Consider the following 24,980-nt stretch of genomic DNA (forward strand, 5'->3'; position numbering starts at 1 on the left):
AGGGGCCGCCATGACCACACCGCAACCTTACGCCGCTGTCGCCATGCAATTGACCGCGCGCGCGGTCGAGCAGCTGGACAATGACGCGGCGCGCCGCGCTATGCTTGATCATATTGCCGCGATCGAAGGGCAGATCCGCGCCTCGTCGATATTCATTGCGCAATATGCGGGCGCGCCTGTCAAACTGGCAGTGCTGCCCGAATATCTGTTCACGTCCTATCCGGGGCGCATATCGATTGAGGATTTCGCCGCCAAGGCTGCGTGGGATGTCGACGGGCCGGAATACACAGCGCTTGGCGAAGTCGCACAGCGGCTAGGCCTGTTCATCGCGGGCAATGCCTATGAACGCGATGGCGCTTTTCCCGATTTCTATTTTCAGACAAGCTTTGTCGTCGCGCCAAGCGGCGATACGGTTTTGCGCTATCGCCGCTTGCTGTCGATGTTTGCCCCTTCCCCGCATGATGTGTGGGAGGATTATCTGGACCGCTACGGGATCGAAGGGGTCTTTCCCGTCGCCAGCACCGATATTGGCCGGATTGCAGCGGTGGCGAGTGAGGAAATCCTCTATCCTGAAATTGCGCGCGTTCTGGCAATGCGCGGGGCCGAAGTGTTCGCCCATTCCTCCAGCGAAATCGGATCACCGCTCGCCACGCCCAAAGATATCGCCAAACAGGCGCGCGCGTTTGAGAATATGGCTTATGTCGTATCCGCGAACACCGCCGGGATTGCCGGCACCGGCCTGCCGCTGGCCAGTGCGGATGGGAACAGCCGGATGGTGGATTATCGCGGCAAGCTGATGTCGCAGGCAGGCGACGGGGAAACCTTTACCGCGTTTGGCACGGTTGATCTGGCCGCCTTGCGTGCAGCGCGGCGCGCGCCTGCGATGATCAATTCCCTCGCCCGTCAGCGCCCCGGCCTGTTCGCCGATGCCTATGCCGCGAGCGCTGAGGCGTTTCACCGCGCCAATGGCATGATGCAAGACGGCGCGCCTGTGATCCCCCCGCGCGATTACTTCAAGCGCGCGCAGGAAGAAGTGATCGCCCGGCTGGATAGCGCCGGGTTGATCTGATGAAACACCGTAATGTGCGCGGGAAAATCCGCTATTCCTCGATGAAGCCGGGCATGGAGGGACAGGAAAGGGGGCGCGAATGGTTCAATTTCTCGCACCACGCCGATGGCTCTGTCATCATGAGCGCACAATGCGAGATTGAGGAACCCGATCCCACTGTTCTTCGCAATATCACGTGCCATATCGGCCCGGACGGCAAACCGCAAAATCTGCTGGTGCATCTGACGTTGGGTGATGAATTTCTGGGCTCTGGCTGGATGCACTATGATGCAGGCGCGGATCAGATCACTTGCGAAAGCTTTGGCCCCGGCATCGGCCGCAATTCAGAAAGCCGCGCGGCGGGCGATTTTGACGCCTTTGGCACGCATCCGATTGCGGGCGATGGCTTTACCACCCGGCTGATGGATCTGGCGCGCGGGCCCCATAAGCGGCGGCTGAAATTCTATCTCCCCTCGCCCGATCATCGCGGAGCAACCGCGCCGCAGATCGCTTATCTTGAAATGACGATGGAATATGTCGGCGAAGAACAGCGCACAGTGGAAGCGGGCACTTTTGCCTGCCGCCATTTCCGCTATGTCGATGAAAGCGATGAAGGCATGGGCGGCACGCGCCACCCTGATTTCGATATGTGGGTGACCGCCGATGATGACCATGTGCTCGTCTATGGTTCAATCGATGGGTATATGATGAACCGGTACGAACTGGTGGAACTGGCGCGTTAGCGCTCAACCTGCTCAATCGCGTCTGCGGGGAAATCCGCAAGATATGTCGCATCGCCTACTTTGCCGATCATGTCTTCGCGCAAGGGTGCCTCAGGGTAAACACGCACGCTGTAATCGCCCGCGCTGGGATTTTGGCGCAGCGGCAGGATCGTTTCCTGATAGGTCTTGGAATACCAGAACGCGCGCGCATTCTCGATACAGGGAAAGCGCACTGTGATCGTGGTCGCGCGCGGGTCTTGGGTGCCCTCAAAGGTTTCAAGCGAGCGCGGAATGTTGAGGTAATAGCCGCCCAGTTCCTCATAGATTTTGCTGTCGGCGATGGCTTTGCCATATGCGGCCATACGCGCCCGGTCGAGCGTCAGCCCGGTAACGACCATCACCACGGGCTGATCGCAAGTGGTCTGCGGCGGCGGTGGTGCTTCGCCCGCTGCTACGCCTTGCAAGGCCAGTGCTAAACTCAGTGCGATCATGGTCCCTCGATCCTTTTCTCATCGCACAAGGTGCGCATCCATGGCTCGTCGTCTTTGAACCATTGCCACGTGCGCGCGCGGTTTTGTGCGCCGGGAAACAGCCCGATCATCTCGACATAGCAAGCGCCAGGGACATCCAGCCGGTTGAGCCGCAGCATGATCGTGTGTTCATGCGTTTGCCAGCCATATCCGGAAAACCGATCCGTGTTCCAGATCAGTCTGTCTCCTTCCAGCCTTCCGCCAAATTCGTACACCGCCTCGCGCCCATCGGCCCAGCTCAACCAATTGTGCTGGATATAATGCCAATCGCCGGCATCAGGAAATTCGCAGTGGGTTTTGACCCGGCGTTCATCGGTGAGAGTGCCATCGAGATCAAAATCGCGGTACATCCCGTCCCACCAGCCTTCATGCAGCAGCATGGCGGGCATTATCGCTTCCAAAGCGGCGCGATTGCTCATGCCGATTGCCCTTCGCGGTAGGCATCAATGGGCAGCGCCTGGCCGGTTTGCGCGATCATCGCGCGGCGGCGCAGGAAACGCAGCATTCCTTCATCGCCCATACGGCTTGGCCCTAATCCTGATGCTTTGCGCGAATGGTTGGTCGCGTCCGAAACCATGCTGGTGAGCGCCCCGTCCTGAAGGCTGATCGCGCCCGCTTCCAGCCGCATGCCAACCTGCGCAGCTTCATCCAATGATCCGGCCAGCACGGCGGCAGCCAATCCGTAAGCGGTGTCATTCGCCTGCCTGGTGGCATCGTCTACATCGTCAAAGATAGTGACAGGCAGAACCGGGCCAAAGGTTTCCTCAACGATGACGGCCATGTCTGGCGTGACATCGGTTAGGACCGTGGGGCGCAAATACTGCCCGCCATCCAATGTCTCCACTTTGCCGCCTGCCAGAATGCGCGCGCCTTTGGCGACAGCGTCATCAATTTGGGCCTGCACTTTGCCTGCCTGATCGGGGAAAATGAACGGGCCGATATGGCCTGACTTGGGATCGGGATACGTGATCTCAACGCGCTTGGCGGCCTTGGCCAATTCATCGAGGAACGGTTCTGCGATGGCGCGCGCCACATAAATCCGCTCAATCGACTGACACGCCTGCCCCGTCGCCACGATCGAACTGCGCAGGGCGATATTGGCTGCCCATCCAGGATCAGCGCTGGCGGTGATGATCATCGGGTCTTTCCCGCCCAATTCCAGATTGGCCGGAATGAGCTGGCGCGCGGCGGCTTCGGCAACTTTTTGCCCCGTCGTGGTGGAACCGGTGAAGCAGATGTAATCCACTTCCTCGATCAAGGCCTGCCCGACATCCGCCCCGCCCATGACATAGGCAAGCGGCAATTCAGGCACCTTGGCCAGGACGGTCCGCATCGGCTCTACAAATCGCGGGGTAACTTCGGACGGTTTCACCAAAGCTGCACAGCCCGCCATCAAAGCCGGCACGGCATCAATATGGCTGAGGATGACCGGGAAATTCCACGGGGCAATCGCGCCGAACAGCGGATATGCGGAATAATCGGGCGTAATTTCAAAACCGGGCGTGGCAGAGGGGGTCGCCGCCCGGTCCAGCCCCGCGATCAATTCAGGCCCGCGCGCAGCCCAGCGGCGGATGCTGCGCGACAATCCCTCAACCTCAATCCACGCGACCGCATGACGTCCCGTATCAATCGCAAGCGCTTCGGCAATCTGCGGCGCGGCGGCCTCTACCGCATCGGCAAAGCGAAGCATGATCGCAGCGCGGCCCTCAGCGCCCATGGCTTCCCATGCAGGTTGCATTTTGTCGAGGCGCACGGCCTGCGCATTGACGTCTTGGCGCGTGCTGGTGGCGAATTCATAATCCGCCTCGCCAGTGCGCGGGTTGCGGGCATGCATTGTTGTCATTGCTGGCTTTCCCATTCGGCCACAATTTCACCGCCGCTCGCGATCCAAGCCGCCTCGCGCGCGGTGAAATCGGCCAGCAATTTCTCAAGCGCGCCAATGCGGTAAGGCAGACCCATGATATAAGGCGTTAAGTGGATAGGCAGCATCCGCCCGCCGCCTTTTGTGTAATCCCGTCCACCTTCTGAGCCTCGGGCCTCAGCGGCCAGCCAATCGAAACTGTCGCGCATCATCTGCGCCCAGCCTTCTGCTGAATGCTGCTGCGTGGCGACAATCATGCGGTCGGATAATTCGGTGTTCAGTGGCATATTCACCAGCCCGTTTTTGAACCGGTACGGCAATTCATCATTCACCCAGTCGCAGGTGTATTGGACGCCGTGCTCTGCCAAAATATCGGCAGTGTGCCAGCTTTGCGAACGGGCGATGGAGAGCCAGCCTTTGGGTCGCGCCCCGCTTGCCTCCTCCAGCCGTGACAGGCTGTCTGCGATCAGAGCGCGCTCTTCGGCTTCTGGCAGATCGGATGTGATTGTTCCGTTCATATCAGCGGAATGCGCGATGATTTCATGGCCATCTGCGATCACCGCTTCGATCAATTCAGGATAGCGTTCAGCCACCGCAGCATTAACCGCAAAACTCGCGCGAACGCCCGCCGCTTTGAACGCATCGAGCATGCGGAACACGCCCACCCGGTTGCCGTAATCGCGCACTGTATAATGGCGGTAATCGGGGTACGGCGTGACCATATGGCCCGGCGCGCGAAAGGGTTTATCCTCGGGCGTTATGGGGAACCATTCCAGGCTGACGCACAGCCACACCGCGACCGATTTGCCATCGGGCCACTGAATGGCTGGGCGATTGTGCATGTTCGACCAGTCGTAGAACTGATGGTCATACCCTTCGCGGCGATGGGGATAGGTCGTGTAATTTTCCGGAAGGCTCATACTTTGATTTTCCCTCCACCGCACATGCTGAGCCTGCCCGAGGGTTGCTCTTCACTACTTGCGGCGATGCAAAAAAAGTACGGTCCTTCGACAAGCTCAGGACGAGCGGGATTTTTCCAAAGAGGCTCATTGCGCTGCCCTCCCCTGCTGAAGCCGCCACGCATCGACAATTTCGCCCGCGCGCGCTTTCCAGCAGCGCGGGTCTGCCGCGATGTGCTCCAGCGCCTCTTCAAACGGGCCAATGCGGTGCGGTTGTCCGATCAGATATGCATGCAGCGGCACACACATGACCGTGCCAGAACCGGTAGCTTCGCCCTCGTCAGCCAATCGGTCAAATTGCTGGATCAGACAATCGGCATATTCGCGGCCCGACATCCCGTAGACGTTGAAACCGTAATGGTCGTTCACTTCAAGACTGTAGGGGATCGAGGCGAGATTGCCTTTCGCCACTTTCACCGCCTGCACCTGATCATCATGATACAGATCGCAGGTGTAGTGAAAATCATATTCCGCCAGCAAATCCAGCGTGCGCGCCGTGTGCGTTAAAGCAGGCGCGAGCCAGCCGCGAATGCGCTGCCCGGTGGCGCGGTCAACCGTTGCGATGGAATCCTCAATGATCGCGCGCTCCTGCGCTTCGGTCATGCCATAGGAATAGCGCGTGTTGTAAATGCCGTGACTGAAAAACTCCCACCCGCGCGCTGCGCCGTCCGCGATGACTTCGGGGTGATGATCGCACAGAGCCACCGACAGGCTGACGCTGCCGGGAAAGCCGTGCCGGCTCATCACATCGGCCATGCGCCAATGGCTGACGCGGTTGGAATGGTCGCGGTAGGAATAGCCCGCGACATCGGGATGCGCTTTGGCCCAGGGTTTGCGGTGCGGGCCAATAGGCGGGTCGATCTCGTAATATTCGAGGTTTGGCGCCACCCAGACGGCGCAGGTTTTGCCGCCGGGCCATTCAAGTTTTGGCCGCCCCCGGTAGGGCGCGTAATCGTAAAGATCGGGATCAGGCGCGCCTTCTTGCATGGCTCAGCGCGCCTCCAGCCAGTCTATCACCGTTTGCACGGGTTCAACATCGGCATATTTCAATTGCAGATCGGTAAGGTTGGCAAAGTGATAGCTTTCATGCTTGTCCGCGCAGGTCTCAATCGGAACAATCGTGCGGTATCCATAGCTGAGTGCATCCACCGCCGTTGCGCGCACGCATCCGCTGGTCGAACCGCCTGTGACCACCACCGTATCGACTTTGTGGAATGTCAGATAGCTTGCGAGCGGGCTTTCGAAAAAGCTGGATGGCATACGCTTGGTGTATTGGAGGTCGTTTTCATCAACCTCGCAGCGCGGGTCGTATTGATGGCGCTCGCTGTTATATTTGATGTTCTGCAAACTGTCGGGCGTGTCTGTGCGCGTGCCCCACACCCCTGCATCGCCCGCATCGCTTTTATAGGCGACCCGGCTCCAGATCACCGGCATGCCTTTCTCGCGCGCGAGGCGGCTGATTGTATTAATATATTCAATCTGGCGCGGATCGGTTTCATACGCGGTCTTGAACAGATCGGTGCGGGTGTAGGCCTGCTGCACATCGACATTCACAATCGCGAGTTTCTCGCCAAAGCCGAATTTCTTGCGCGCGGGGTTCGCCATGACGCTTTCAAACAATTCGCGCGCGGTCTTGCCCTCTTCGATCATTTTGGTGCCGACGAGATCAGCCATATATATGCCCTTCGATTCTGCTTTGACGCGGACCATAAACGCCCTTAAGGCCGTGTCGAGTAAAATTTGTCCGGACAACTTTGAGGCTTCCTTGAGCGCACAAATCACCCGTCACATCGTATCGATACCCAGCACTGGCAGGCGCGTCCATTATCGCCGATGCGGTGCAGGCCCGATGCTTTTGATGGTGCATCAAAGCCCGCGTTCCAGCGCTGAATACGAAGCGCTGATGCAGCAATGGTCCGCGCATTTCACGTGCATTGCGCCAGATTCTCCGGGGTTCGGACAAAGTGAAGCGCTGCCGGGCAATCCTGATATTAATGATTTTGCCGATGGATTGATCGAATTTCTAGATGCGCTGGGAGTGGATTGCTGCCCGGCTTATGGCTTTCATTCGGGCGGGATCATTCTGGTGACCGCGTTAAAACGGCATCCGAGCCGCTTCGATAGCCTTGCGATTGGCGGCTATGCGATCTGGACCGATGAGGAAATGCGCATCTTTGGGGAGAAATATCTGCCCGAATTTCACCCTTCGGATTATGGCGAACACCTCACCTGGCTGTGGAACCGGATGCTGGAGCAAAGCTGGGTTTTCCCATGGTTCGACACGCGCGAGGAAGCGCGATTGTCTGTCGCGCATGCCGATATTACGCGGGTTAATCAGGCGGTTTCTGAAATGCTCGATGCGGGCAATGATTACCGCGCGGGATACGGCGCAGTGCTGCGCGCGCCGCGCGATATTCCCGATAAAAGCGCGCAGGTGCCGCCGTGCCTGATCACCGCTTATGATGGCGATCCTTTGCAGGAACACATTGACAGGCTTGGCGATATGCCTGCCGGGTGGAGCGCGAAGAAGGTGGCAACGCCTGCCGATCACTGGTCTGAGAGCCTCGCCTTTCTCCAATCGCATCCCGCCTCTGCTTCGGCAGATGGGCTGAACGGCAATGCAGATGAAGGCTGGCTGGCGCTGGATACAGGGTTGATCCATTGGAAAGGCACACGCGGCGGCACTCTGGTGCTGCACGGGCCTGCCAGCGAAATGGCCGAGCCTGAAGCGGGCGCGCTCGCGATTGATGTGCCCGGCCACGGCCAGTCCGATCCCGTCGCCGATATAGGTGCGGTCATCCTGGCTGCGGCAGATGCTTTGAATGCAAGCGAGATTGTTTGGCCCGAAATCCCCGCAGGCGATCCCCATCAGCTTTACCCCGATCTTAGCCCGGACCGGTTTGGCCAGCACTTACAGCGCAGCTGGGCCATAGCGCGGGCAGAGGCATTTTTTGCCCCGTGGTATGAAGCCAATGCCGCCCATGCGACCCCGCTCGAACCCAGCGCTCTGGCCCTCAACACCTTACAACAGCGCGCCACCGCCCGCATAAGAGCGGGAGCCGAAGCGCGCCGCTGGCACGAATATTTGCAGACCAAGAAGGAAAGCTGACGATGACAACCTATGCCGAATTTGCCGCCAATATGCCGCTGCTCGCTCGCCATGAAGGCGTTTGGGATGGCACCTACACCTATTTCAACGCCAAGGATGAAATGATTGATCAGCACGCCAGCCGGCTGATGTGCCGCATGACGGGCAAGGATGACATTCCCTATCACCAAACCAATTTCTACACCTGGCCGGATGGCAAAACAGAAACGCGCGATTTTCCCGCCACTTACCGCGATGGGCGCATCTGGTGGGACAATGACCTGATCCAGGGATGGGCATCGGAAGTGGCGCTGGATGAATATAACCGCACAATGATGCTTTATTGGCAGCGCACAGGCGATCCCTCGCTTTACCTCTATGAGCAAATCCAGATATCCGATGACGGTCAGAACCGCTGCCGGACATGGCACTGGATCCGCGATGGAATGCTTGAAACACGCACGGCCATTCAGGAGACATTCGTGACCAAAGACTGGCGCGCGATTGATGCTGAAATGAAAGCCAGCGCCTGAACGAATAGGCGAACCAAGGGACTTATGGCAAAGACACTGCTGGATAAAATCTGGGATGAGCACACGGTCAATCACGCCGAAGGTGGCTCATCCCTGATTGCGATTGACCGGGTGTTTCTGCACGAACGCACGGGCGCAGCGGCGCTGAAACGCATGGCCGAAATGGGCCGCAAAGTGCTCGATCCGGCGCGCGTTTTTGCGGTGATGGATCACATTGTCGATACGCGTATTGGGCGCGGCGATGATACGCTGATGCCGGGGGGCAGCGGATTTATAACCGAAACCCGCGCTGCCTGCAAAGCGGCCGGCATCCGATTGTTCGATGTGAATGACCGCGATCAGGGCATCGTCCATATCATCAGCGGCGAACAAGGCGTGGTGCTGCCCGGCCTCACTCTGGTTGCGCCTGACAGCCACACTTGCACGCAAGGCGCGTTTGGCGCGCTCGCATGGGGCATTGGATCATCCGAAGCCGAACACGCGATGGTGACAGGCACGTTGCGGTTGGAAAAACCCAAGACCATGCAGGTCCGTTTCGAAGGCGAGTTGGCAATCGGCGTGACGGCAAAGGATATGATCCTAACCCTGATCGCGCAGCACGGCGCAGGCGGCGGGGCGGGCCATGTGGTCGAATTTGCAGGCGATGCCGTGCGTGCTCTGGCGATGGAAGCGCGCATGACCCTTTGCAATATGGCAACCGAGTTCAGCGCGATGACAGGCATTATCGCGCCCGATGAAAAGACATTCGAATATCTGGCGGGCCGCCCTTTTGCGCCCGGTGATTTTGCTGATCCTTATTGGGCAGGCCTTTCCAGCGATGACGGCGCGGCATTCGATGCTGAGATCGTGATTGATGCAGCGGCAATCGCGCCCATGGTCAGCTGGGGCACCAGCCCTGAACAGACCATCCCCATCGGCGATCCAGTGCCGCAAGGACCGGCGCGCGCGCATGAATATATGGGGCTTGCGCCGGGCGATGGATTGGCAGGCACACCGCTTGATGCGGCATTCATCGGGTCGTGCACAAACAGCCGCATTTCCGATTTGCGCCGCGCCGCCGCCATCCTTGAAGGCCGCCGGATTGCCCCTTCGATCAAGAAAGCTCTGGTCGTGCCGGGATCGCTGGCGGTCAAACGGCAGGCAGAGGAAGAAGGGCTCGACACCATTTTTACCGCTGCCGGATTTGAATGGCGCATGAGCGGGTGCAGCTTGTGCTTTTATGCAGGCGGCGAAGGTTTCCCCGAAGGTTCGCGGACCATATCAAGCACCAATCGCAATTTCGAAGGGCGCCAGGGCCCCGGCATCCGCACGCATATCGCGTCGCCCGAAACCGTCGCGGCAAGCGCGCTGGCAGGCGCGATTGCTGACCCGCGGGAATATGCCAAATGAGCGCCTTCCCACAGCCCTTCACCGCTCTTGCTGCACCCTTGATGCGCGACAATGTCGACACCGACACGATCATTCCCAGCCGCGAAATGCGCACCACCGGGCGCGATGGATTGGCCGATGGCATGTTTGCGCCGTGGCGCTACACCAATGCCGATGCGCGCAGCGAAAACCCGGACTTCGTCCTCAACCAGCCTGCCCACAGGGGCGCGCAATTGCTGCTGGCGGGCGCCAATTTCGGCTGCGGGTCCAGCCGCGAACACGCCGTATGGGCTTTGGCCGAATACGGCATCCGCGCAATTATCGCGGAAAGCTTCGCCCCGATCTTTTACGGCAATTGCGTGCGCAACTTTATCCTGCCTGTCACTTTACCGCGTGATGTGATTGAAAACCTTGCCAATTGCGAAGTGACAATCGACCTTGCCGCGCAGCAAGTAACCTGCAGCAACGCCGTCCATCCTTTCGACATTGATGCCGAAGCCAAGCAGATGCTGGGCGAAGGTCTTGATGCGATTGACCTCACTCTTACTCAGGCGGACGCTATCGAAACATGGCTGAGCGCGGACAGACCCGCGCGGCCATGGGTGTATCTGGAGCAGACATAAATGACCGATATCCTCATATCCGAAGTGGGCCCGCGCGACGGCCTGCAAAGCATTGACCGGGTGATGCCGCTTGATGCGAAAAAGCGCTGGATCGCAGCCGAAGCCGCTGCCGGAGTAAAAGAGATCGAAGTGGGCAGTTTTGTCCCTGCCAAGCTGCTGCCGCAAATGGCGGACACAGCGGAGCTGGTTGCGTTTGCCAAAACCATCGAGGGGCTGAATGTCGTAACCTTGGTGCCCAATGCCAAAGGCGCTGAATTCGCTGCGAAAGCGGGAGTGGATGGGATGAGCATCCCCTTCTCGATGAGCGAGACGCATTCGGTCAAGAATGTGCGCAAGGATCACCCCGCCATGCTCGCAGAAATCGCCGCTGCCGCGTCAATCGCCAAGGATCATGGCATCCACTTTGCCGTCGGGCTTTCCACCGCATTCGGCTGCACCATGGAAGGCGCGGTCGCAGACGATCAGGTGGTGCGTCTGGCAGAAAAAGCCGCCGAGGCAGGCGCAATGGAATTCAGCCTGTCGGACACAACAGGCTATGCTGACCCTGCGCAAGTGCGCCGATTGACGCGCAAAGTGAAGCAGGCGGTGGGCGATGACATGCTCACCACTTTGCACCTGCACAACACGCGCGGGCTTGGCCTTGCGAATGTGGTTGCCGGGCTGGAGGAAGGGATCAGCACCTTTGATGCCTCGCTGGGCGGGCTTGGCGGGTGCCCATTTGCGCCGGGTGCGAGCGGCAACCTGGTGACAGAGGATCTGGTGCTGATGCTCAATGCGATGGGCTGCAAGACCGGCATTGACCTTGATGCCCTATTGAGGGTGCGCGCCATCATCGAAGACGCGCTGCCGGGCGAGCCGATGTACGGATTTACGCCCGATGCTGGCCCCATGAAAGATTATGCACAAAGGATCGCCGCATGAGCGAGAGCGCTACTCAAACTGCCACTCCCCAGCCGCTTGCCGGGATCAAGGTTGTTGAATTCACCCATATGGTCATGGGGCCAACCGTGGGCCACATCCTTGCAGGACTTGGCGCGCAAATTGTCCGGGTGGAACCCATTGGCGGGGACCGAACGCGGCGCTTGCTCGGTTCCGGATCAGGCTATTTCCCGATGTACAACAGAGGCAAGCAATCGATTTGCCTTAACCTCAAATCGGCAGAAGGTTTAAGCGTTGCCAAAGACTTAATCGCCAAAGCTGATGTGCTGGTTGAAAACTTTCGCCCCGGCGCGCTTGACCGGCTGGGCCTGAGTTATGAGGAATGCGCAAAGAGCAATGAACGCCTCATCTACACGAGCGAAAAAGGCTTTCTGCCCGGCCCTTATGAAAACCGCACCGCATTGGACGAGGTCGCACAGATGATGGGGGGCTTGCCTATATGACCGGACAGCCGGGCAAACCCACGCGCGCAGGTGCGAGCGTTATTGATGTGACAGGCGGCATGTTCGGCGTGATCGGCATTCTCGCCGCTTTGGAACAGCGCCACCGCACCGGGCGCGGCCAGAAAGTCACCGCCAGCCTGTTTGAAACCACCATCTACCTCGTGGGCCAGCACATGGCGCAATATGCCGTCACTGGATCGCCCGCTGCCCCCATGCCCGCGCGCGTGTCTGCCTGGGCGGTTTATGATGTGTTCGAAACCAAAGACGAACCCGTCTTTATCGGCGTTGTCACCGATGCTCTGTGGGAGAAGTTTTGCAAGCTGTTCGCTCTCGATGATCTATGGGCGAACGAGGACTGGCGCGAAAACAATGCCCGCGTGATGGCGCGCGATCAGATCATCCCGCAAATCCGCGCGCTGATCGGCACGATGACAGCCGCTGAAGTGATTGCGAAACTGGACGGTTCAGGCCTGCCTTTCGCCCCCATCGGCAAGCCAGAGGATATGTTTGACGATCCGCATTTGGCGCAAGGCGGGCTTGAGGATGTGACGCTGGATAACGGCACGCAGGTGCGCCTGCCCACCATTCCTCTGGAAATGGATGGCAAGCGGATTGGCTCTGCCCAGTCGCTGCCCAAGCCGGGTGAAGATGCCCGCGCTGTGCTGGAGGCGCTGGGTTATGACGCGGGCAAAATTGATGCGCTGCTGGATGCAGGCGCTGTGGGACAGGCAGGCGAAGAGGGTTAGTTTGGGCTGCCCGCTTCGTCCGTGTCACCCCGCCCGTCTCAACCCGCGCCCCCTTCGATCCGGTGCACCTGTTCCAGATATTTGCGCCGTGTCATGGGCATCATCGCCAGCGGGATAATCGCAAAGATAATCGGTACACACGCCACTGCCAGGCGCAATTCACCTTCGCCAAAGACCTGGCTGGAAAGCTCGCCCACCACGATCGGCCCCAGCGATCCAAACCAGCTGATCGCAAAGTAATACAATGCCACAATCTGCCCGCGCACCTGCGCAGGGGTGATAACCAGCAAAGCAGTCACGCCGATGGCAGACACAATGCCAATTCCGATCGTATTGATGCACAGCACCGCAAAGGCTGACCATGCATCAGGCATAAACATGGGCAATGCAGCGGTCGGCACCATGATGAAAAACCCGATATACATCATCCGCAAAGCCGCATCGGGCACGCCCTTTGCTGTCCAGCGGTCTGATATGGTGCCCATCAACATCATGTTGAGCGGGCCGATAATCAGCAAAGCGGTGCCATTGACATAGGCATATGTCTGCGGGGACCAGCCCCATGTCCGCTCAAAGACGGGGGCGAGAAACCCTTGCGAATAGGCAATCGCTGTCATGCAGCACACCACCATGACAAAACCGAAATAGAGCGCGAAATTGTCGAGGATATATCTCGCCGCATCGCCAATGCCATTGCCGCCAATCACCTCTTCGCTGGCCGGTGCGGGGCGGCGCACGGGTTCTTTGATAAAGAGAAACAAAGCGGCGAAAAACAATCCCGGCAAGCCCACGACGATCAGCGTAAAGCGCCATGGCTCCACTTCGCCAAACAGCGGCAGGGTTTGATTGCCGCTCGCCGCGGTCCACGCAATGATTGCGCCGGAAAGCAGGGACGCGAGCCCTGCACCAATGGGCAAAGCGCTGGAATAAAAGGCAATCGGCTTGCCGCGTTTTTCGGGCGGGAAACTGTCACCGATCATCGAGAATGTCGCAGGGCTAAGCGTTGCCTCACCCACGCCCACACCCATGCGCGCGGTGAACAGCTGGACGAAATTCTTGGCCATGCCCGTTGCCACTGTGGCCGCTGACCACAAGGCCATGCCAATCGCGACAATCCATGTGCGCCGCCCGCGATCAATCAGCCAGCCCATGAAAATGCCGACAAAACCATACACCCAGGTGAAGGCTGAAAGCAGCCAGCCAATCGCGCGGTCCGACAGGCCAAATTCGGCCTTTATCGGCTCAATCAGCAGGCCCAGAATATACCGGTCAATAAAGCTGAAAATATAGGCCATCGTCAGCAAAAGCACGAGCAGCCAGCCCGCCACTGCGCTTGGGTATGGTTTTTCAGCCGGAGCCGGTGCCGAGCTTGAGCCCCCACCCGCGCTCATGCGTCTGTTTCCGGGAAATTGTAGATCACCACCAGATTGTCATCAAAATCGGCAATACCAATTTCGCGCCCCACTCTGCCATCAGGAGTTTTGAGCACTTCTTCGTCATAAACGGTCAGGCCCAAGCCCCGCGCGCCTGCCATTACACCGTCGGGATCCTGCGTCTCCAGCACAATCGCGCTGCGACGCGGATGGGGGACGGGTTCAAGCGAAATGCCTGTCACCTCTGTCAGCGCCATAACGCGGCGCTGACCGGGCAGGTTCAGCGTGACAAAGCCCAGCTTTGCCTCGTCAGGAATATCAAAGACGGGGCGCGAATAGCTGTTCGGGTTGTCGCCCAGGCGGTATTCAACTTCAAATTGCAGCACCCCTTCGTAAAAGGTCAGCGCACGGTCCAAGTCCGCCACTGTGAAATTGGCGCGTTGAAAACGGACAGGCGGTTTATCGGTCATAACCATTCCTCTGGTTCGCCGCGAACAGAGCAGCATTGAACGCCGACATTGGCGCCGAAATACAAATTGGCGAGCGCGCGCGGCATTCTTTCAAAGCCGTCTTCGATATCCTGCACGGGCTTCAATCGGCCATCAGTGATCCAGCCGGACAATTCGTCCATAACCTCGCCCCAGCGGTCGACATGATTATAGACGAAAAAGCCGCGCATCACGCTGTCGGTCGCGCGCAGGCGGGTGTAATTGGACAATTTGAACGGATCATCGCGGGTGTATTCGCTGATCGATCCGCATAATACGATCCGCGCATTCATGCGCAGGCGTTCAAGGCACGCCTCCAGCGTTTCCCCGCCAACATTGTCGAAATACAGATCAATCCCGTCGGGGCGCAATTCATCGAGCATCGCTTCGATATCATCAGACTTGTAATCAATCGCCGATGCGCATCCGTGTTCGCGGATAAAGGCGCATTTTTCCGCCCCTCCCGCCATGCCCACGACATCGCAGCCCGCAACATTTGCAGCGATCTGGCTGACCATCGATCCGACCCCGCCAGCCGCGCCCGAAAGCACCATCCGGTCGCCTTCCTTTGGATCACCGCAAGCGAACAGTCCCGCATGGGCGGACAGCCCCGTCATCCCCAAAACCCCTGCGCCCAATGCTGCGGGCAGGCCGTTTTTGGGCATGCGGTAAAACTTTTCCTGCGGCGTCATCCGGCTGACCTTGTATGTCTGCCAGCCCATCTGCCCTTGCACCATTTCCCCTTCGCGCCAATCGGGGTGGCGGGATTTAACGATCTGGGCAACGCCGCGTCCGTGGATCACATCGCCCGGCGTCAAAGTCGCATCGCCCGTGCGCGCAGTGCCTTGCATGTAGAACCGCATAACTGGCGCAAGGCCCAGATAATGGGTGCGCAGCAGAACCTCGCCTTCGCTCGGTTCGGGCACGGCCTTTGAATGCCAGGCAAAATCTTGCGGAACCACATTGCCATCGGGCCTTTGCGCGATGCGCCATTGGTAATTGGCGTCATCGTCAATGCCGTGACTGTCATGCGCATCGAATGCGGCCAAAGAGCTGTTAACGCTCATCAATCGCGGATCCGAACGACCTCGTTCACTTCAAAGAAATTACCGTCCAAGTCCCAGAAGCTTGCGCCGACCATATCTTTTTGCCTGCCATCTGCGCCTGTGACTGTCCATTCCAGCGGCTCTGCGTGAATGCGCGATCCGGCCGCCCGCGCGCGTTCAACCGCAGCATGCGTGTCTTTGGACGCGACCACGAATATCGGTGTTCCAAACGGGATTTCGGTGGGAAGCTGCGCCGGGATATCATCGCGCACCGGGTCCACCCATTGCAAGAGCCCGATCATGCCGATCTCATCATGTTCTGCCTGCATGATGACCAGCCGGGTCAAATCGCCCTTTTTGCCTGCCGCGAGCTGATTGCCGGACAGAGTGAACGGCGTGTCCATCCACCGGCGCATACCCAGCACATTTTCGTACCACTGCGCGGCGGCTTCGGCATCGCGCACCATCACAGTGGTGCGTTTGATCACATCGGTCATGCCAGTGCCTGCGCAATGCTGGGCGCTTCGATAAGCAGCACCTGACAATCCGCGATCCCTTCGCGCAGTTTTTTGGCCTCGCCATATTCTGCACTGTTCCAGAAAGCCTTGGCCGCATCTTTGTCGGGCCATTCTGAGATGACCATGGACGCGCCATTGCCAAAGTCCCCTTCGAGCAATTCTGCCCCCGGTCCGCGCAGCACGTATCGCCCGCCAAATTTCGCGACCAATTCGCCAGCTTTCGCTCCATAGCCCTGGATAAAGGCATCGCGGTCAGCGATTTTGGCGGTTACGATCATGTAAGCTGGCATGGGAATTAGTCCTTTGAAACTAAGGTTGGTTGCGCTGCAAAAGCACGCGCGCCTCATACGCGCAAAGGTGCGAGCGGCAGCGGTGGAGCGTGATGTATTCGCCGGGTTTAGAGCCCCAGACAGGGTTCATTTCGGCATCAAAGCCGCGTTCCGATGTGCCGTGGACTGATCCGCGATAAAACCCATCTGCACCAATGCGGATTGTGGTTTGGCGGCGTTTTGAAAACAGCGAGCATGTTTTAGGATCAACGAGGCCTTGCCAAATGCCCGCATCACTCCTCGTCCAAACCTGCTCGCACCCCTCACCCAGAACCGGCTGCATATCGGCCATGCCAAGCCCGCTCAGAATTTCGGGCCTTTGCCACGGATCGGCGAATTTGGCCGCGTTGGCAGGGGCAAAACTGCGCTGGACAACGCTTTGTCCATCGGCGGAAAGGGTCAGCTGATGAAAGCGCTGTCGGTAAAGCTTTTGCGTCTCGCCCGTATTGAGCTGGCTGTAAAACCACACGCCATCTGCGCCATCGACCCGCACGTTTATGCGGCGATCTATGATCGTCTCATCGAGGTTATCCGGCGCGGTGGCGTAATGGCCGATCATAAACGCGGCAAGTTCGCCCACCACATCCTTTGCCCCGGCAGCTTTGCTATTGGACTGCGCACTGGCTGAAAGGGCCGTCAAAGCCAGCACGCCCGCGCAAGGCAGGGCCAGAGCGCGCTTTATCACCGCCCGTTCTTCCAGCGGGTCTTTTCGCGCAGATACCGGCCTGCATCCTTAGTGTCTGTCGGTTGATAATCAGCCAGCAGATTGGGGCCATAAGGGCTGCGATATTGTTCGAAGATCGGCATCACCAGCTCGCTGTGCACAATCGGTTGCCGGTGGCGCGCGCGGAAACTGGCAATGGGAATGCGGCCATAGACCAGCGTTTCGAAATCGGTTTCGGAGCGTTCAATAAACTCGCCATCCGGCCCAACGATCCCGGCGTAACCTGGATTGGAATCGGCAAGGTAATACTTGTTTTCAGGCGAGGCGGAATTGTTCGCGATCGTCGAATAAACGCGGTTGTACATGGAGGTCGCGCGGATATCCAATTCGCTATAATTGCCCGTCGCTGTGCGCAGCATGATCTCTGCGCCTTTCATCGCAAAAGCGCGGAACAATTCAGGCTCCAATTGCGATGAACTGGTGATCAGATTGCCCAATGGCGTGCGCACAACAGGCAGCACCGCATCCCAGCCATAACGCTCAACATATTCATCGAGCACATCGTAAATGGTGGTGGTGAACAGCTCGCGCCCGCCGGGGAAAAACCCTTTCAGATTGCGCGCTTTCCAGTCCTTGGCGACAATCTCGCCCTTGTCGTTCATCACCGTCGTGATCGACAACAGGCGTTCGGGCCATTCGGGATCGCGGACATAGGAGCCAAACACCAGCCAGCTGCCATATTCGCGCGCTTTGGCGGCCAGCATTTCGCTTTCTTCGCCCGGCAGTTCAATTGCGATTTTGCGCGCGTCGTTCAAATCCCAGACATGGCGATATCCGGTGATCGGAAATTCATGAAAGCAGATGAGGTCTTTTGCCCCTGAAAATCCGTTTGCGGTGTCGATCACATCGCACATATGCTGCACATTGGCGCGGCGGGTCTGGCGGATATTGCCAAGCTCAACCGGGACCACGCGGGTTTGGGCGACCGCGATGGAAATCGTGTCTTTCTTTAACGGGACCGTCGCATAAGTCCCGTCAGAGCGCATCTGCACCGGATCGCCCGGATTTCCCGTCGCGGCTGCTGCGGGCGCCGCAAATGCGGTCCAGTCAAATGTCGCCGCTGCTGCTGCACCCGCGCCCGCACCCAGCAAAGCGCGCCGATCAATTCCGCGGCTCACGAATGCGGCCCGGTAAAAGTGTGCTTATCGCTTTTCAAATCGCGCATGTTCCCTCCCCTTAATCGCATCCGAATTTATTCGCGCGCCAGCTTCTCCACGATTTCCATGATCGGCGGGTCTTGCGCTTCCATCGCTTCGACCTGTTGCTGGAACCCGCGCATGATGCGCGACACGTAAGCCCGCGTGGATAGCCCGCGTTCCTCGCCCGCCTGCCTGTCAGGGGCATAGTTTTCGATATCCTCGCGGCTGATCGTGCCTTTTGTATCGAGCAGCCGTTCCACCGTATCTTGCCGGTCACGCAAAGCAGACACTTCTGCGGCCAGCGCAAAGACAGTGGAATACAGCCGGTCCAGCGCGGGATCGTCAAAATATTCGGGGCGTTTGCCTTTGGCTCTGCGGCCGGAAAGGGCGACCCAATCTATCGGATCGCTCATGCTGCCACCGCCTGAGTTTCGGGTTTCCATGCGCCATAAGCGTTCCAGATGGCCGCGCGGCCAAAATCCTCTTCGCCGTCATCGGGCGATGGCGGGAAAATCTCCGGATCGACCACCGCGCGCACGCCTGCGACAAATTGCGCATCACGCGGGAAACCAGCGCCTGCCATCACCTCTTTCAAATCCTGGCCGTGCATGGCGGACCAGAACGGTTCGTTGTTGTTGAACGCATCCCAATCGCGCATAAACTGTTCAAACAAAGGCATTTCATCTGAATATTGCGGCTGTTCGATATGCAGGATCAGCCCGCCTGGCACCAGCACACGGTGCGCCTCGCCGAGCAGTTTGGGCATGGCCTGCGATGACAATTCGTGCAGGAACATCGTGGTTTGCACCCAGTCAAACGATCCATCATCAAAGCGCGACAAATCCTCGCCCGATGCCTGAATAAACTTGATGTTCGTCACGCCCATGGATGCGGCGCGCGCAGCGGCATATCGCAATGTGGCTGCCGCTGTATCAATCGCGATCAATTCTGCATCGGGAAAAGCCTGGGCGATGGGCACAGCGTTGTGGCCAACCGTGCAGCCGATATCCAGAATACGCTTGGGCTGCCAATTGGGCCGTTCTTTCTTTGCCCATTCCACCACCGCCTGACCGCCGCCATCGTTCAATCCGCCCAGCGCGCCGCCGACCGTTGCAAACAGGCCAATATCGTAATTCGCGCCCATGGTGACATCGCCTGCGCGCTCTTCGGAATGGTATCCGCCGGGCTGGCAATGGATATCAACCGCAGTTTGGTAATGCGGCTGCTGAACAGCGGGATCGAGTTCGAGCAGGCCGGATTTCTCGTTATATTCTGCTGCCTTGGCGTCCAGCTCATCAAGCTGGCGCAGCACCGCTTGCCGTCCGAAATGCTGGCGCATCTCCATCGAATTGCGTTTCAGCGCGGACCAGATCCGGTGCCAATCATTCAGGTTCATCCCATCGCGAATTTCATAGCGATGCTCAGGATCGCGCCCATGTTCGGCGCGAAATTTGGGCAAGACCTGCTTTTCATAAGCCAGCTTGTTCCCAGTGCCGACAGAGCCAGACAGGAAGCGGTTGAAATGCGTCAGGAAATTAAACCGAGCCGCCTCATCATGGCTCGTTTTTGGCATCATCGGATGCCGGGTCAAAGCGGTGTAAGGAGGGGGAGATCGGATGCCATGATTGTTGCTTTCAAAAGTTGTCCGGACAAATTTGCCCATGCGAGGGTATGATGTCAATCGCAAAGGCGCACTGACCTGTTAAACCGCGCCAGATGGGCCGATATCTTGAGGTTCGTCAATATCGGCAAGCCATTCCGGCGGGCACTGCGCCGCATGCGCATCCTTCAGAAGCGCCCCTGCCCCCCTATCGCCTTGCAACTGAGCCAAGGCGCCAAAATGCCCCCGTCCAAAACAGGCAGGCGGCATATTGGTGACGCCATCGCTGGAGGCGACGACGCCGTTTTCGCCAAGGGTTCGCGCGGTTTCGGCCAAGCGTTCGAAATGCGCGGCGGGGACATACGGCATATCGGCAAGCGCGATCAGGAGCGCCCCTGCGCCGCGCTCCATGGCAAGCGAAGCGGCGAGCGCGGCCGATGTGCCCATGCCGCGCGCTGCATCTGGATTGACGGCAATCTCAAATCCCGCCGCGCGCCATATCTGCTCGCATGGATGCTCCTTGCCCGGTGCGATGATCCATTTATGCGCCGCCTCAATGGCTGCCAGCTTCTGCGCCGCGTGCGCGCCCAGCATTGTGCCGTTAATGGGCGCGGTAAGCTTGTCCTTTTCGCCAAATCGCCGCGATTGGCCCGCGGCCAATATCGCAATGGCCAATTTGGCAGGCTCAGCCATGATCGCGGCCAAAATCGGCGCGCTGATAGGCCAGCATGATCTCGCTTAAGGCAGACAGCGCCAATGTTTGCGGATCGCGCGAGGAATGGAACAGACCAAGAGGTGCGTGGATGGTGTCAATCTGGCTTTGGTCAACGCCCGCTTGGATGAGCGCACTCTTGCGAAATTCATGCGCTTTGCGCCCGCCCATCGCGCCGATATAGAAATGGGGCAGCGCAAGCGCGGCCTTTATCAGATCAATCTCCCAATCATGATCGTGAAACAGAAAAGTGATCGCCGTCCACGGATCACTTGTGAGCAAATGGGTATCGGTGGTGCGGGTCAGGGGCCGCGCGGTAATGGATTGGCGGGTCAAAGCGCGCTCAATCCGGTCATCAGGCGTCAGCACCTCGACATCGCATTGCATTGACCGGGAGAGTGCAGCCAATGCCTCTACCCCTGCCCCATGCCCGACAATCAGCAAGCGCAATGCGGGCCAATGGCAAAATGTGCCCGTTACCGTACGCTTCGTGTGATCGAAAGCGGGGGCGGAGAACCCTGTGGCGAATTGGGCGCCGCGTGCCGTGATCTCAATCGAGAACGGTTCGCGCCGCATCGCCGCTTTGCATGCAGAGCGGACCAAACTTTCATCGCTTAAAGGCTGAAAATGCAGATCAAGCCCGCCGCCGCAGGGCAATTTGATATCAAGGTAAGGCGAACCCGCCCCGAACCGCACCATGCGCGGCTCGCCCCGTGTGATCACAGAGCGCGCTTCGGCCACAACTGCGTTTTCTATGCAGCCGCCTGACAATGATCCTGCAAAACTGCCATCCTCGCTTACGCCCATATGCGTGCCGGGATTGCGCATTGAGGAACCTTCAACCGCGCATACGGTCACCAAAGCGGTGCGTTTGCCGCTGCGCGCTTGTTCCGCAAGAAACTGGAAGACGGCGGGCGTATCCACGATGGCGGCGGCAGAGCCTAATCGGCAAGGCTGGCGAGGTAAGCGATGATCGCCGCGCGCCGCTCAGCATCAGAAACCGCGCCTGCTGCCATGCTTGTGCCCGGCACTCTGCCCGCAGGATCGGCCAGAAACGCATCCAATTGCGCCTCGTCCCAAGTGATGTTTGATTGGGTAAGCGCGTCCGAATACGCAAAATCATCGAGCGATGCCGCGCGTCTGCCCAGCACGCCGTAAAGGTTGGGGCCGCTTGCCGACGCTTCGCCTTTGCCCGCTGTGTGACAGGCCGAACAAGCAGCAAATGCAGCTTTGCCTGCTGAAACAATATCGGCAGGCGGCTGGACGGCGACGGCAGGTGAGCCGGGTTCGCGCACCACGATCTGTTCAACCGGCGGCTGCTCGGATGATCCGCACCCGCCCAGAAAAAGCGCGCCCAGGGCCAGGCAGGCGATGCCTTGCTTCGTCATTTTATCCCCCTGCCCGTTCATGCAAATTGCTTGGCAATGGGAAGCTCGCGAATGCGCGTGCCTGCCGCGGCAAAGATCGCATTGGTCAATGCAGGCGCAGCAGGCGGAACCCCCGGCTCCCCCGCCCCGCCAATGGGCACATCGCCGCTATTGATGATCGCAACCTCGATATCGGGGCATTCATTGATGCGCAGCATTTTGTAATCGTGAAAATTGCTCTGCTTCACCGCGCCGCCTGCCAGATCCAGTTCGCCATACATCGCTGCGGTCAGTGCAAAGACGATCCCGCCTTCGATCTGGTTGCGGAAACCATCGGGGTTCATGACATAGCCCGCATCGCACGCCGCCCACACATTGTTGAGCTTGGGCTTGCCCGCCGACATATCAACTTCAATCACTTGGGCCGCAATAGTGCCAAAGGATTCCACAATCGCGATGCCTTTGGCAGTGCCGTCTGCCGCTGGCTGACCCCAACCGCTCATCGCCATCGCTTTTTCCAGCACCGCTTTATGCCGGGGCGCATCGCCCAGCATGGCGAGGCGATATTGCGCCGGATCAGCGCCGGCTGCATGGGCCGCTTCGTCAATAAAGCTCTCGATAAAAAAGCCGTGCTGCGAATGGTCAACCGATCGCCATGCAGCAAAGGGCAGATACAATTCCGCCTCTGCCACGCGCACCGATGTGTTGGGAATGCTGTATATGCCCGGTACGCTCGCCTCTGCCGGGTCATGGCGCTGAGTGAAGATATTGTCGTAACTCACCAGTTTGCCCGCCTCATCAAGGCCTGCCTTAAACCGGGAGATATCGGCGGGGCGATACATCGAGGTGCGCGTGTCTTCCTCGCGCGACCAGAGCATTTTGATGGGATAGCCAGCCGCCTTGGCAACGCGAACGGCCATGGCGACATATTCGCTTGTCAATCGGCGGCCAAATGCCCCGCCCAGCATGGGGTGATGAATGGTGATGTCATCCTTGCCAAGGCCCACGGCAGAAGCAACCTCGCTGCGCGCCATCAGCGGCACCTGCGTGCTGGTCCAGACGTCGCATGCGCCATCGCGAAACCATGCGGTGCAATTGATCGGCTCCATCGGGGCATGGGCAAGATACGGCACCCGGTATTCCGCCTCAATCGCGGTGGCCGCATCACCATAAGCGGAGGCAAAATCGCCTTTGCCAGCGACCTGATCGCCGCCTTCATCGCCCGCTTTGTCAAGCGCGGCCGCAAAAGCGGCAAATTGATCTTCGCTCGATTTGATCGCGCTTTCAGATGCGCTCCATTCGATATCAATCGTGCCAATCGCCTGTTCGGCCTGCCAATAGCTATCCGCAATGACTGTGACGAAATTGCCCATATTGAGGATTTGCAGAACGCCGGGCATCTTTTTTGCCCGTTCGGCATCCATGCTGACCACATCGGTGCCAGGCGCAGGCGGCCTGCGGATCGCGGCGTAGGATAGGTCCAGCCCGTCAGGCACGGCATCGATCCCGAATTCGGCCGTGCCGTTCACTTTGGCAGGGATATCGGTGCGGGCCATGCTTTTGCCCATCAAACGGTATTGCGATTTGTCCTTAAGCCTGGGCGAATGATCCATTGGCTGCTCAGCAGCGGCGGCGGCAAACTGCGCATATGGCGCTTTATTTCCCGATGCTGTGTGGATCAGCATGCTATCGCGCGTTGCAATTTCTTCGGCGGGCACACCCCACGCATCGGCTGCTGCACCCACCAGCATTTTGCGCGCCGCAGCACCCGCAATGCGCATCTGATACTGGCCGGTTGTGCGGATAGACGACGAACCGCCGGTAATCATCGCATCAGCCAGTTTACCAATCTGCGTGAACAGGCCGTCCAATGTCGGCTCAAGCCAATCGGCAGCGTTCATGGTGGACGGCGCAACAAACAGGCGCGCGGTATCATTGACGACATAATTGCCATCAGCGGGCGCCTGCATGACATTGACCATGCTCCAATCCGCGTCCAGTTCATCGGCAAGCATCTGGCCCAGCACCGAATGCACGCCTTGGCCCATCTCGCAGTGCGGAACGATCGCGGTGATGACATTGTCCGCGCCGATTTTCACCCAGCTGTTGACCAGTTCCTCGCCCGCGCCTGCGGCCACCAATGGCTTTAACTTGCCCACCGGATTGCCGGGCCGAATGCCGACACCGATCAGCAATCCGCCGCCTGCCAGCACGCCTGCACCAATAAACCCGCGCCGGGTCCATTTGGCCGCGCGGCTGCGCTGCGGCTTGGTTTCGTTTTCAGCTGCGCCCGCGCTCATGCCTCTGCTCCGTCTGTGCGGGCAGGCTGGAGACCAGCGGCAACCTTAATCGCGCGGCGGATGCGAGTGTATGTACCGCAGCGGCAGATATTGCCGGACATCGCCGCGTCGATATCCTCATCGGTGGGGCTGGGATTGTCGCGCAGCAAAGCAGACGCGCTCATGATCTGGCCGGATTGGCAATATCCGCATTGCGGCACCTGCTCGCTTACCCAGGCTTGCTGCAGGCGGCTTAATTCGCCATCTGGCCCGGCAATGCCTTCAATCGTTGTCACTTCGCGCCCTTCGGCCTGCGCGATGGGAGTTGAGCAGCTGCGCACAGGCTTGCCATCAAGATGCACGGTGCACGCGCCGCATTGGGCAATCCCGCATCCAAACTTGGTGCCATTCAGGCCAAGCTGTTCGCGCACGACCCACAGGATCGGCATTGCCGGATCAGCCTCAGCCTCTACGCGTTCCCCGTTCAACACAAACTCAGCCATCATCACCTCTCAGTTGCATGATGCAATCTATCTTGGATAGCG

The 24,980-nt window shown here is 58.9% G+C and carries 27 protein-coding genes and 1 pseudogene; 8 read left to right on the forward strand and 20 right to left on the reverse strand.

Features of this window, described 5'->3' with window-relative positions:
- Positions 1–10 precede the first annotated feature (10 nt).
- Together AC0V6W_RS04010 and AC0V6W_RS04015 are read left to right on the forward strand one after the other, a co-directional pair.
- Entirely contained in the window at positions 11–1,069 is a 1,059-nt protein-coding gene (locus tag AC0V6W_RS04010; protein ID WP_486147385.1) for a nitrilase-related carbon-nitrogen hydrolase, read from the forward strand.
- Positions 1,069–1,791 (forward strand): hypothetical protein, encoded by a 723-nt coding sequence (locus AC0V6W_RS04015; RefSeq protein ID WP_486147387.1) that lies wholly within the window; start codon positions 1,069–1,071, stop codon positions 1,789–1,791. The genes AC0V6W_RS04010 and AC0V6W_RS04015 overlap by 1 nt, the downstream gene beginning before the upstream one ends.
- Here the strand turns inward: AC0V6W_RS04015 and AC0V6W_RS04020 are convergent.
- The 6 genes from AC0V6W_RS04020 to AC0V6W_RS04045 form a co-directional block, all read right to left on the reverse strand.
- Positions 1,788–2,261 carry a DUF1330 domain-containing protein gene (locus tag AC0V6W_RS04020; protein ID WP_486147389.1) on the reverse strand — a complete coding sequence of 158 codons (474 nt, stop codon included), beginning with the start codon at positions 2,259–2,261 and terminating at the stop codon, positions 1,788–1,790. The two genes, AC0V6W_RS04015 and AC0V6W_RS04020, sit on opposite strands and share 4 nt — an antisense overlap.
- On the reverse strand, positions 2,258–2,719 hold the full coding sequence (locus tag AC0V6W_RS04025) for a hypothetical protein (protein WP_486147391.1): 462 nt from the start codon (positions 2,717–2,719) through the stop codon (positions 2,258–2,260). The genes AC0V6W_RS04020 and AC0V6W_RS04025 overlap by 4 nt, the downstream gene beginning before the upstream one ends.
- Positions 2,716–4,143, reverse strand: coding sequence for an aldehyde dehydrogenase family protein (locus AC0V6W_RS04030; protein WP_486147393.1), 1,428 nt, complete (start codon positions 4,141–4,143; stop codon positions 2,716–2,718). Before AC0V6W_RS04030 ends, AC0V6W_RS04025 begins: the two co-directional genes overlap by 4 nt.
- Positions 4,140–5,081 carry a polysaccharide deacetylase family protein gene (locus AC0V6W_RS04035; protein WP_486147395.1) on the reverse strand — a complete coding sequence of 314 codons (942 nt, stop codon included), beginning with the start codon at positions 5,079–5,081 and terminating at the stop codon, positions 4,140–4,142. The genes AC0V6W_RS04030 and AC0V6W_RS04035 overlap by 4 nt, the downstream gene beginning before the upstream one ends.
- A gap of 126 nt (positions 5,082–5,207) precedes the next feature.
- Complete coding sequence (locus tag AC0V6W_RS04040; protein WP_486147397.1) at positions 5,208–6,107, reverse strand: polysaccharide deacetylase family protein; 900 nt, start codon at positions 6,105–6,107, stop codon at positions 5,208–5,210.
- A 3-nt stretch (positions 6,108–6,110) separates the two neighbouring features.
- Positions 6,111–6,794, reverse strand: a complete 684-nt coding sequence (locus AC0V6W_RS04045; RefSeq protein WP_486147399.1) for an isochorismatase family protein — start codon at positions 6,792–6,794, stop codon at positions 6,111–6,113.
- 91 nt (positions 6,795–6,885) lie between these two features.
- On the opposite strand from AC0V6W_RS04045, the gene AC0V6W_RS04050 reads away from it, so the two are divergent.
- The 6 genes and pseudogenes from AC0V6W_RS04050 (at position 6,886) to AC0V6W_RS04075 (ending at position 12,860) form a co-directional block, all read left to right on the forward strand.
- Entirely contained in the window at positions 6,886–8,229 is a 1,344-nt protein-coding gene (locus tag AC0V6W_RS04050) for an alpha/beta fold hydrolase (RefSeq protein ID WP_486147401.1), read from the forward strand.
- 2 nt (positions 8,230–8,231) lie between these two features.
- Positions 8,232–8,741: a DUF3598 domain-containing protein gene (locus AC0V6W_RS04055; RefSeq protein WP_486147403.1), complete on the forward strand. Its 510-nt coding sequence runs from the start codon at positions 8,232–8,234 to the stop codon at positions 8,739–8,741.
- Between the two features lie 24 nt (positions 8,742–8,765).
- A complete protein-coding gene (locus AC0V6W_RS04060; protein WP_486147405.1) occupies positions 8,766–10,130 on the forward strand; it encodes a 3-isopropylmalate dehydratase large subunit in 1,365 nt (454 codons plus the stop codon).
- The gene (gene leuD, locus AC0V6W_RS04065) at positions 10,127–10,732 is read left to right on the forward strand and encodes a 3-isopropylmalate dehydratase small subunit (protein ID WP_486147407.1); all 606 of its coding nucleotides are present in this window, start codon (positions 10,127–10,129) and stop codon (positions 10,730–10,732) included. The genes AC0V6W_RS04060 and leuD overlap by 4 nt, the downstream gene beginning before the upstream one ends.
- Positions 10,733–11,653 (forward strand): hydroxymethylglutaryl-CoA lyase, encoded by a 921-nt coding sequence (locus tag AC0V6W_RS04070; protein WP_486147409.1) that lies wholly within the window; start codon positions 10,733–10,735, stop codon positions 11,651–11,653.
- Positions 11,654–11,727: 74 nt separating this feature from the next.
- Positions 11,728–12,860: pseudogene (locus AC0V6W_RS04075) on the forward strand (CaiB/BaiF CoA transferase family protein).
- Between the two features lie 38 nt (positions 12,861–12,898).
- Here the strand turns inward: AC0V6W_RS04075 and AC0V6W_RS04080 are convergent.
- From AC0V6W_RS04080 to AC0V6W_RS04145, 14 genes are all read right to left on the reverse strand, one after another.
- Complete coding sequence (locus AC0V6W_RS04080; protein WP_486147411.1) at positions 12,899–14,251, reverse strand: MFS transporter; 1,353 nt, start codon at positions 14,249–14,251, stop codon at positions 12,899–12,901.
- Positions 14,248–14,703: a VOC family protein gene (locus AC0V6W_RS04085; protein WP_486147413.1), complete on the reverse strand. Its 456-nt coding sequence runs from the start codon at positions 14,701–14,703 to the stop codon at positions 14,248–14,250. The genes AC0V6W_RS04080 and AC0V6W_RS04085 overlap by 4 nt, the downstream gene beginning before the upstream one ends.
- Positions 14,700–15,788, reverse strand: a complete 1,089-nt coding sequence (locus tag AC0V6W_RS04090; RefSeq protein WP_486147415.1) for an NADP-dependent oxidoreductase — start codon at positions 15,786–15,788, stop codon at positions 14,700–14,702. Before AC0V6W_RS04090 ends, AC0V6W_RS04085 begins: the two co-directional genes overlap by 4 nt.
- Positions 15,788–16,264, reverse strand: a complete 477-nt coding sequence (locus AC0V6W_RS04095) for a VOC family protein (protein ID WP_486147417.1) — start codon at positions 16,262–16,264, stop codon at positions 15,788–15,790. The genes AC0V6W_RS04090 and AC0V6W_RS04095 overlap by 1 nt, the downstream gene beginning before the upstream one ends.
- Entirely contained in the window at positions 16,261–16,575 is a 315-nt protein-coding gene (locus AC0V6W_RS04100) for a DUF1330 domain-containing protein (protein ID WP_486147419.1), read from the reverse strand. Before AC0V6W_RS04100 ends, AC0V6W_RS04095 begins: the two co-directional genes overlap by 4 nt.
- Before the next feature lie 19 nt (positions 16,576–16,594).
- Entirely contained in the window at positions 16,595–17,254 is a 660-nt protein-coding gene (locus AC0V6W_RS04105) for a chromophore lyase CpcT/CpeT (protein WP_486147421.1), read from the reverse strand.
- A gap of 41 nt (positions 17,255–17,295) precedes the next feature.
- Positions 17,296–18,456: a nitrilase-related carbon-nitrogen hydrolase gene (locus tag AC0V6W_RS04110; RefSeq protein ID WP_486147423.1), complete on the reverse strand. Its 1,161-nt coding sequence runs from the start codon at positions 18,454–18,456 to the stop codon at positions 17,296–17,298.
- Between the two features lie 74 nt (positions 18,457–18,530).
- Positions 18,531–18,890, reverse strand: a complete 360-nt coding sequence (locus tag AC0V6W_RS04115) for a hypothetical protein (RefSeq protein WP_486147425.1) — start codon at positions 18,888–18,890, stop codon at positions 18,531–18,533.
- Entirely contained in the window at positions 18,887–20,140 is a 1,254-nt protein-coding gene (locus tag AC0V6W_RS04120) for a class I SAM-dependent methyltransferase (RefSeq protein ID WP_486147427.1), read from the reverse strand. The genes AC0V6W_RS04115 and AC0V6W_RS04120 overlap by 4 nt, the downstream gene beginning before the upstream one ends.
- A 39-nt stretch (positions 20,141–20,179) precedes the next feature.
- Positions 20,180–20,770: a nucleotidyltransferase family protein gene (locus tag AC0V6W_RS04125; protein WP_486147429.1), complete on the reverse strand. Its 591-nt coding sequence runs from the start codon at positions 20,768–20,770 to the stop codon at positions 20,180–20,182.
- A complete protein-coding gene (locus AC0V6W_RS04130; RefSeq protein WP_486147431.1) occupies positions 20,763–21,713 on the reverse strand; it encodes an XdhC family protein in 951 nt (316 codons plus the stop codon). The genes AC0V6W_RS04125 and AC0V6W_RS04130 overlap by 8 nt, the downstream gene beginning before the upstream one ends.
- A 17-nt stretch (positions 21,714–21,730) precedes the next feature.
- Positions 21,731–22,177 (reverse strand): c-type cytochrome, encoded by a 447-nt coding sequence (locus AC0V6W_RS04135; protein WP_486147433.1) that lies wholly within the window; start codon positions 22,175–22,177, stop codon positions 21,731–21,733.
- Between the two features lie 17 nt (positions 22,178–22,194).
- Positions 22,195–24,456 carry a xanthine dehydrogenase family protein molybdopterin-binding subunit gene (locus tag AC0V6W_RS04140; RefSeq protein ID WP_486147435.1) on the reverse strand — a complete coding sequence of 754 codons (2,262 nt, stop codon included), beginning with the start codon at positions 24,454–24,456 and terminating at the stop codon, positions 22,195–22,197.
- Positions 24,453–24,938 (reverse strand): (2Fe-2S)-binding protein, encoded by a 486-nt coding sequence (locus tag AC0V6W_RS04145; RefSeq protein WP_486151463.1) that lies wholly within the window; start codon positions 24,936–24,938, stop codon positions 24,453–24,455. Before AC0V6W_RS04145 ends, AC0V6W_RS04140 begins: the two co-directional genes overlap by 4 nt.
- Positions 24,939–24,980 lie beyond the last annotated feature (42 nt).

The organism is Erythrobacter sp. JB1-7 (genome assembly GCF_057365015.1).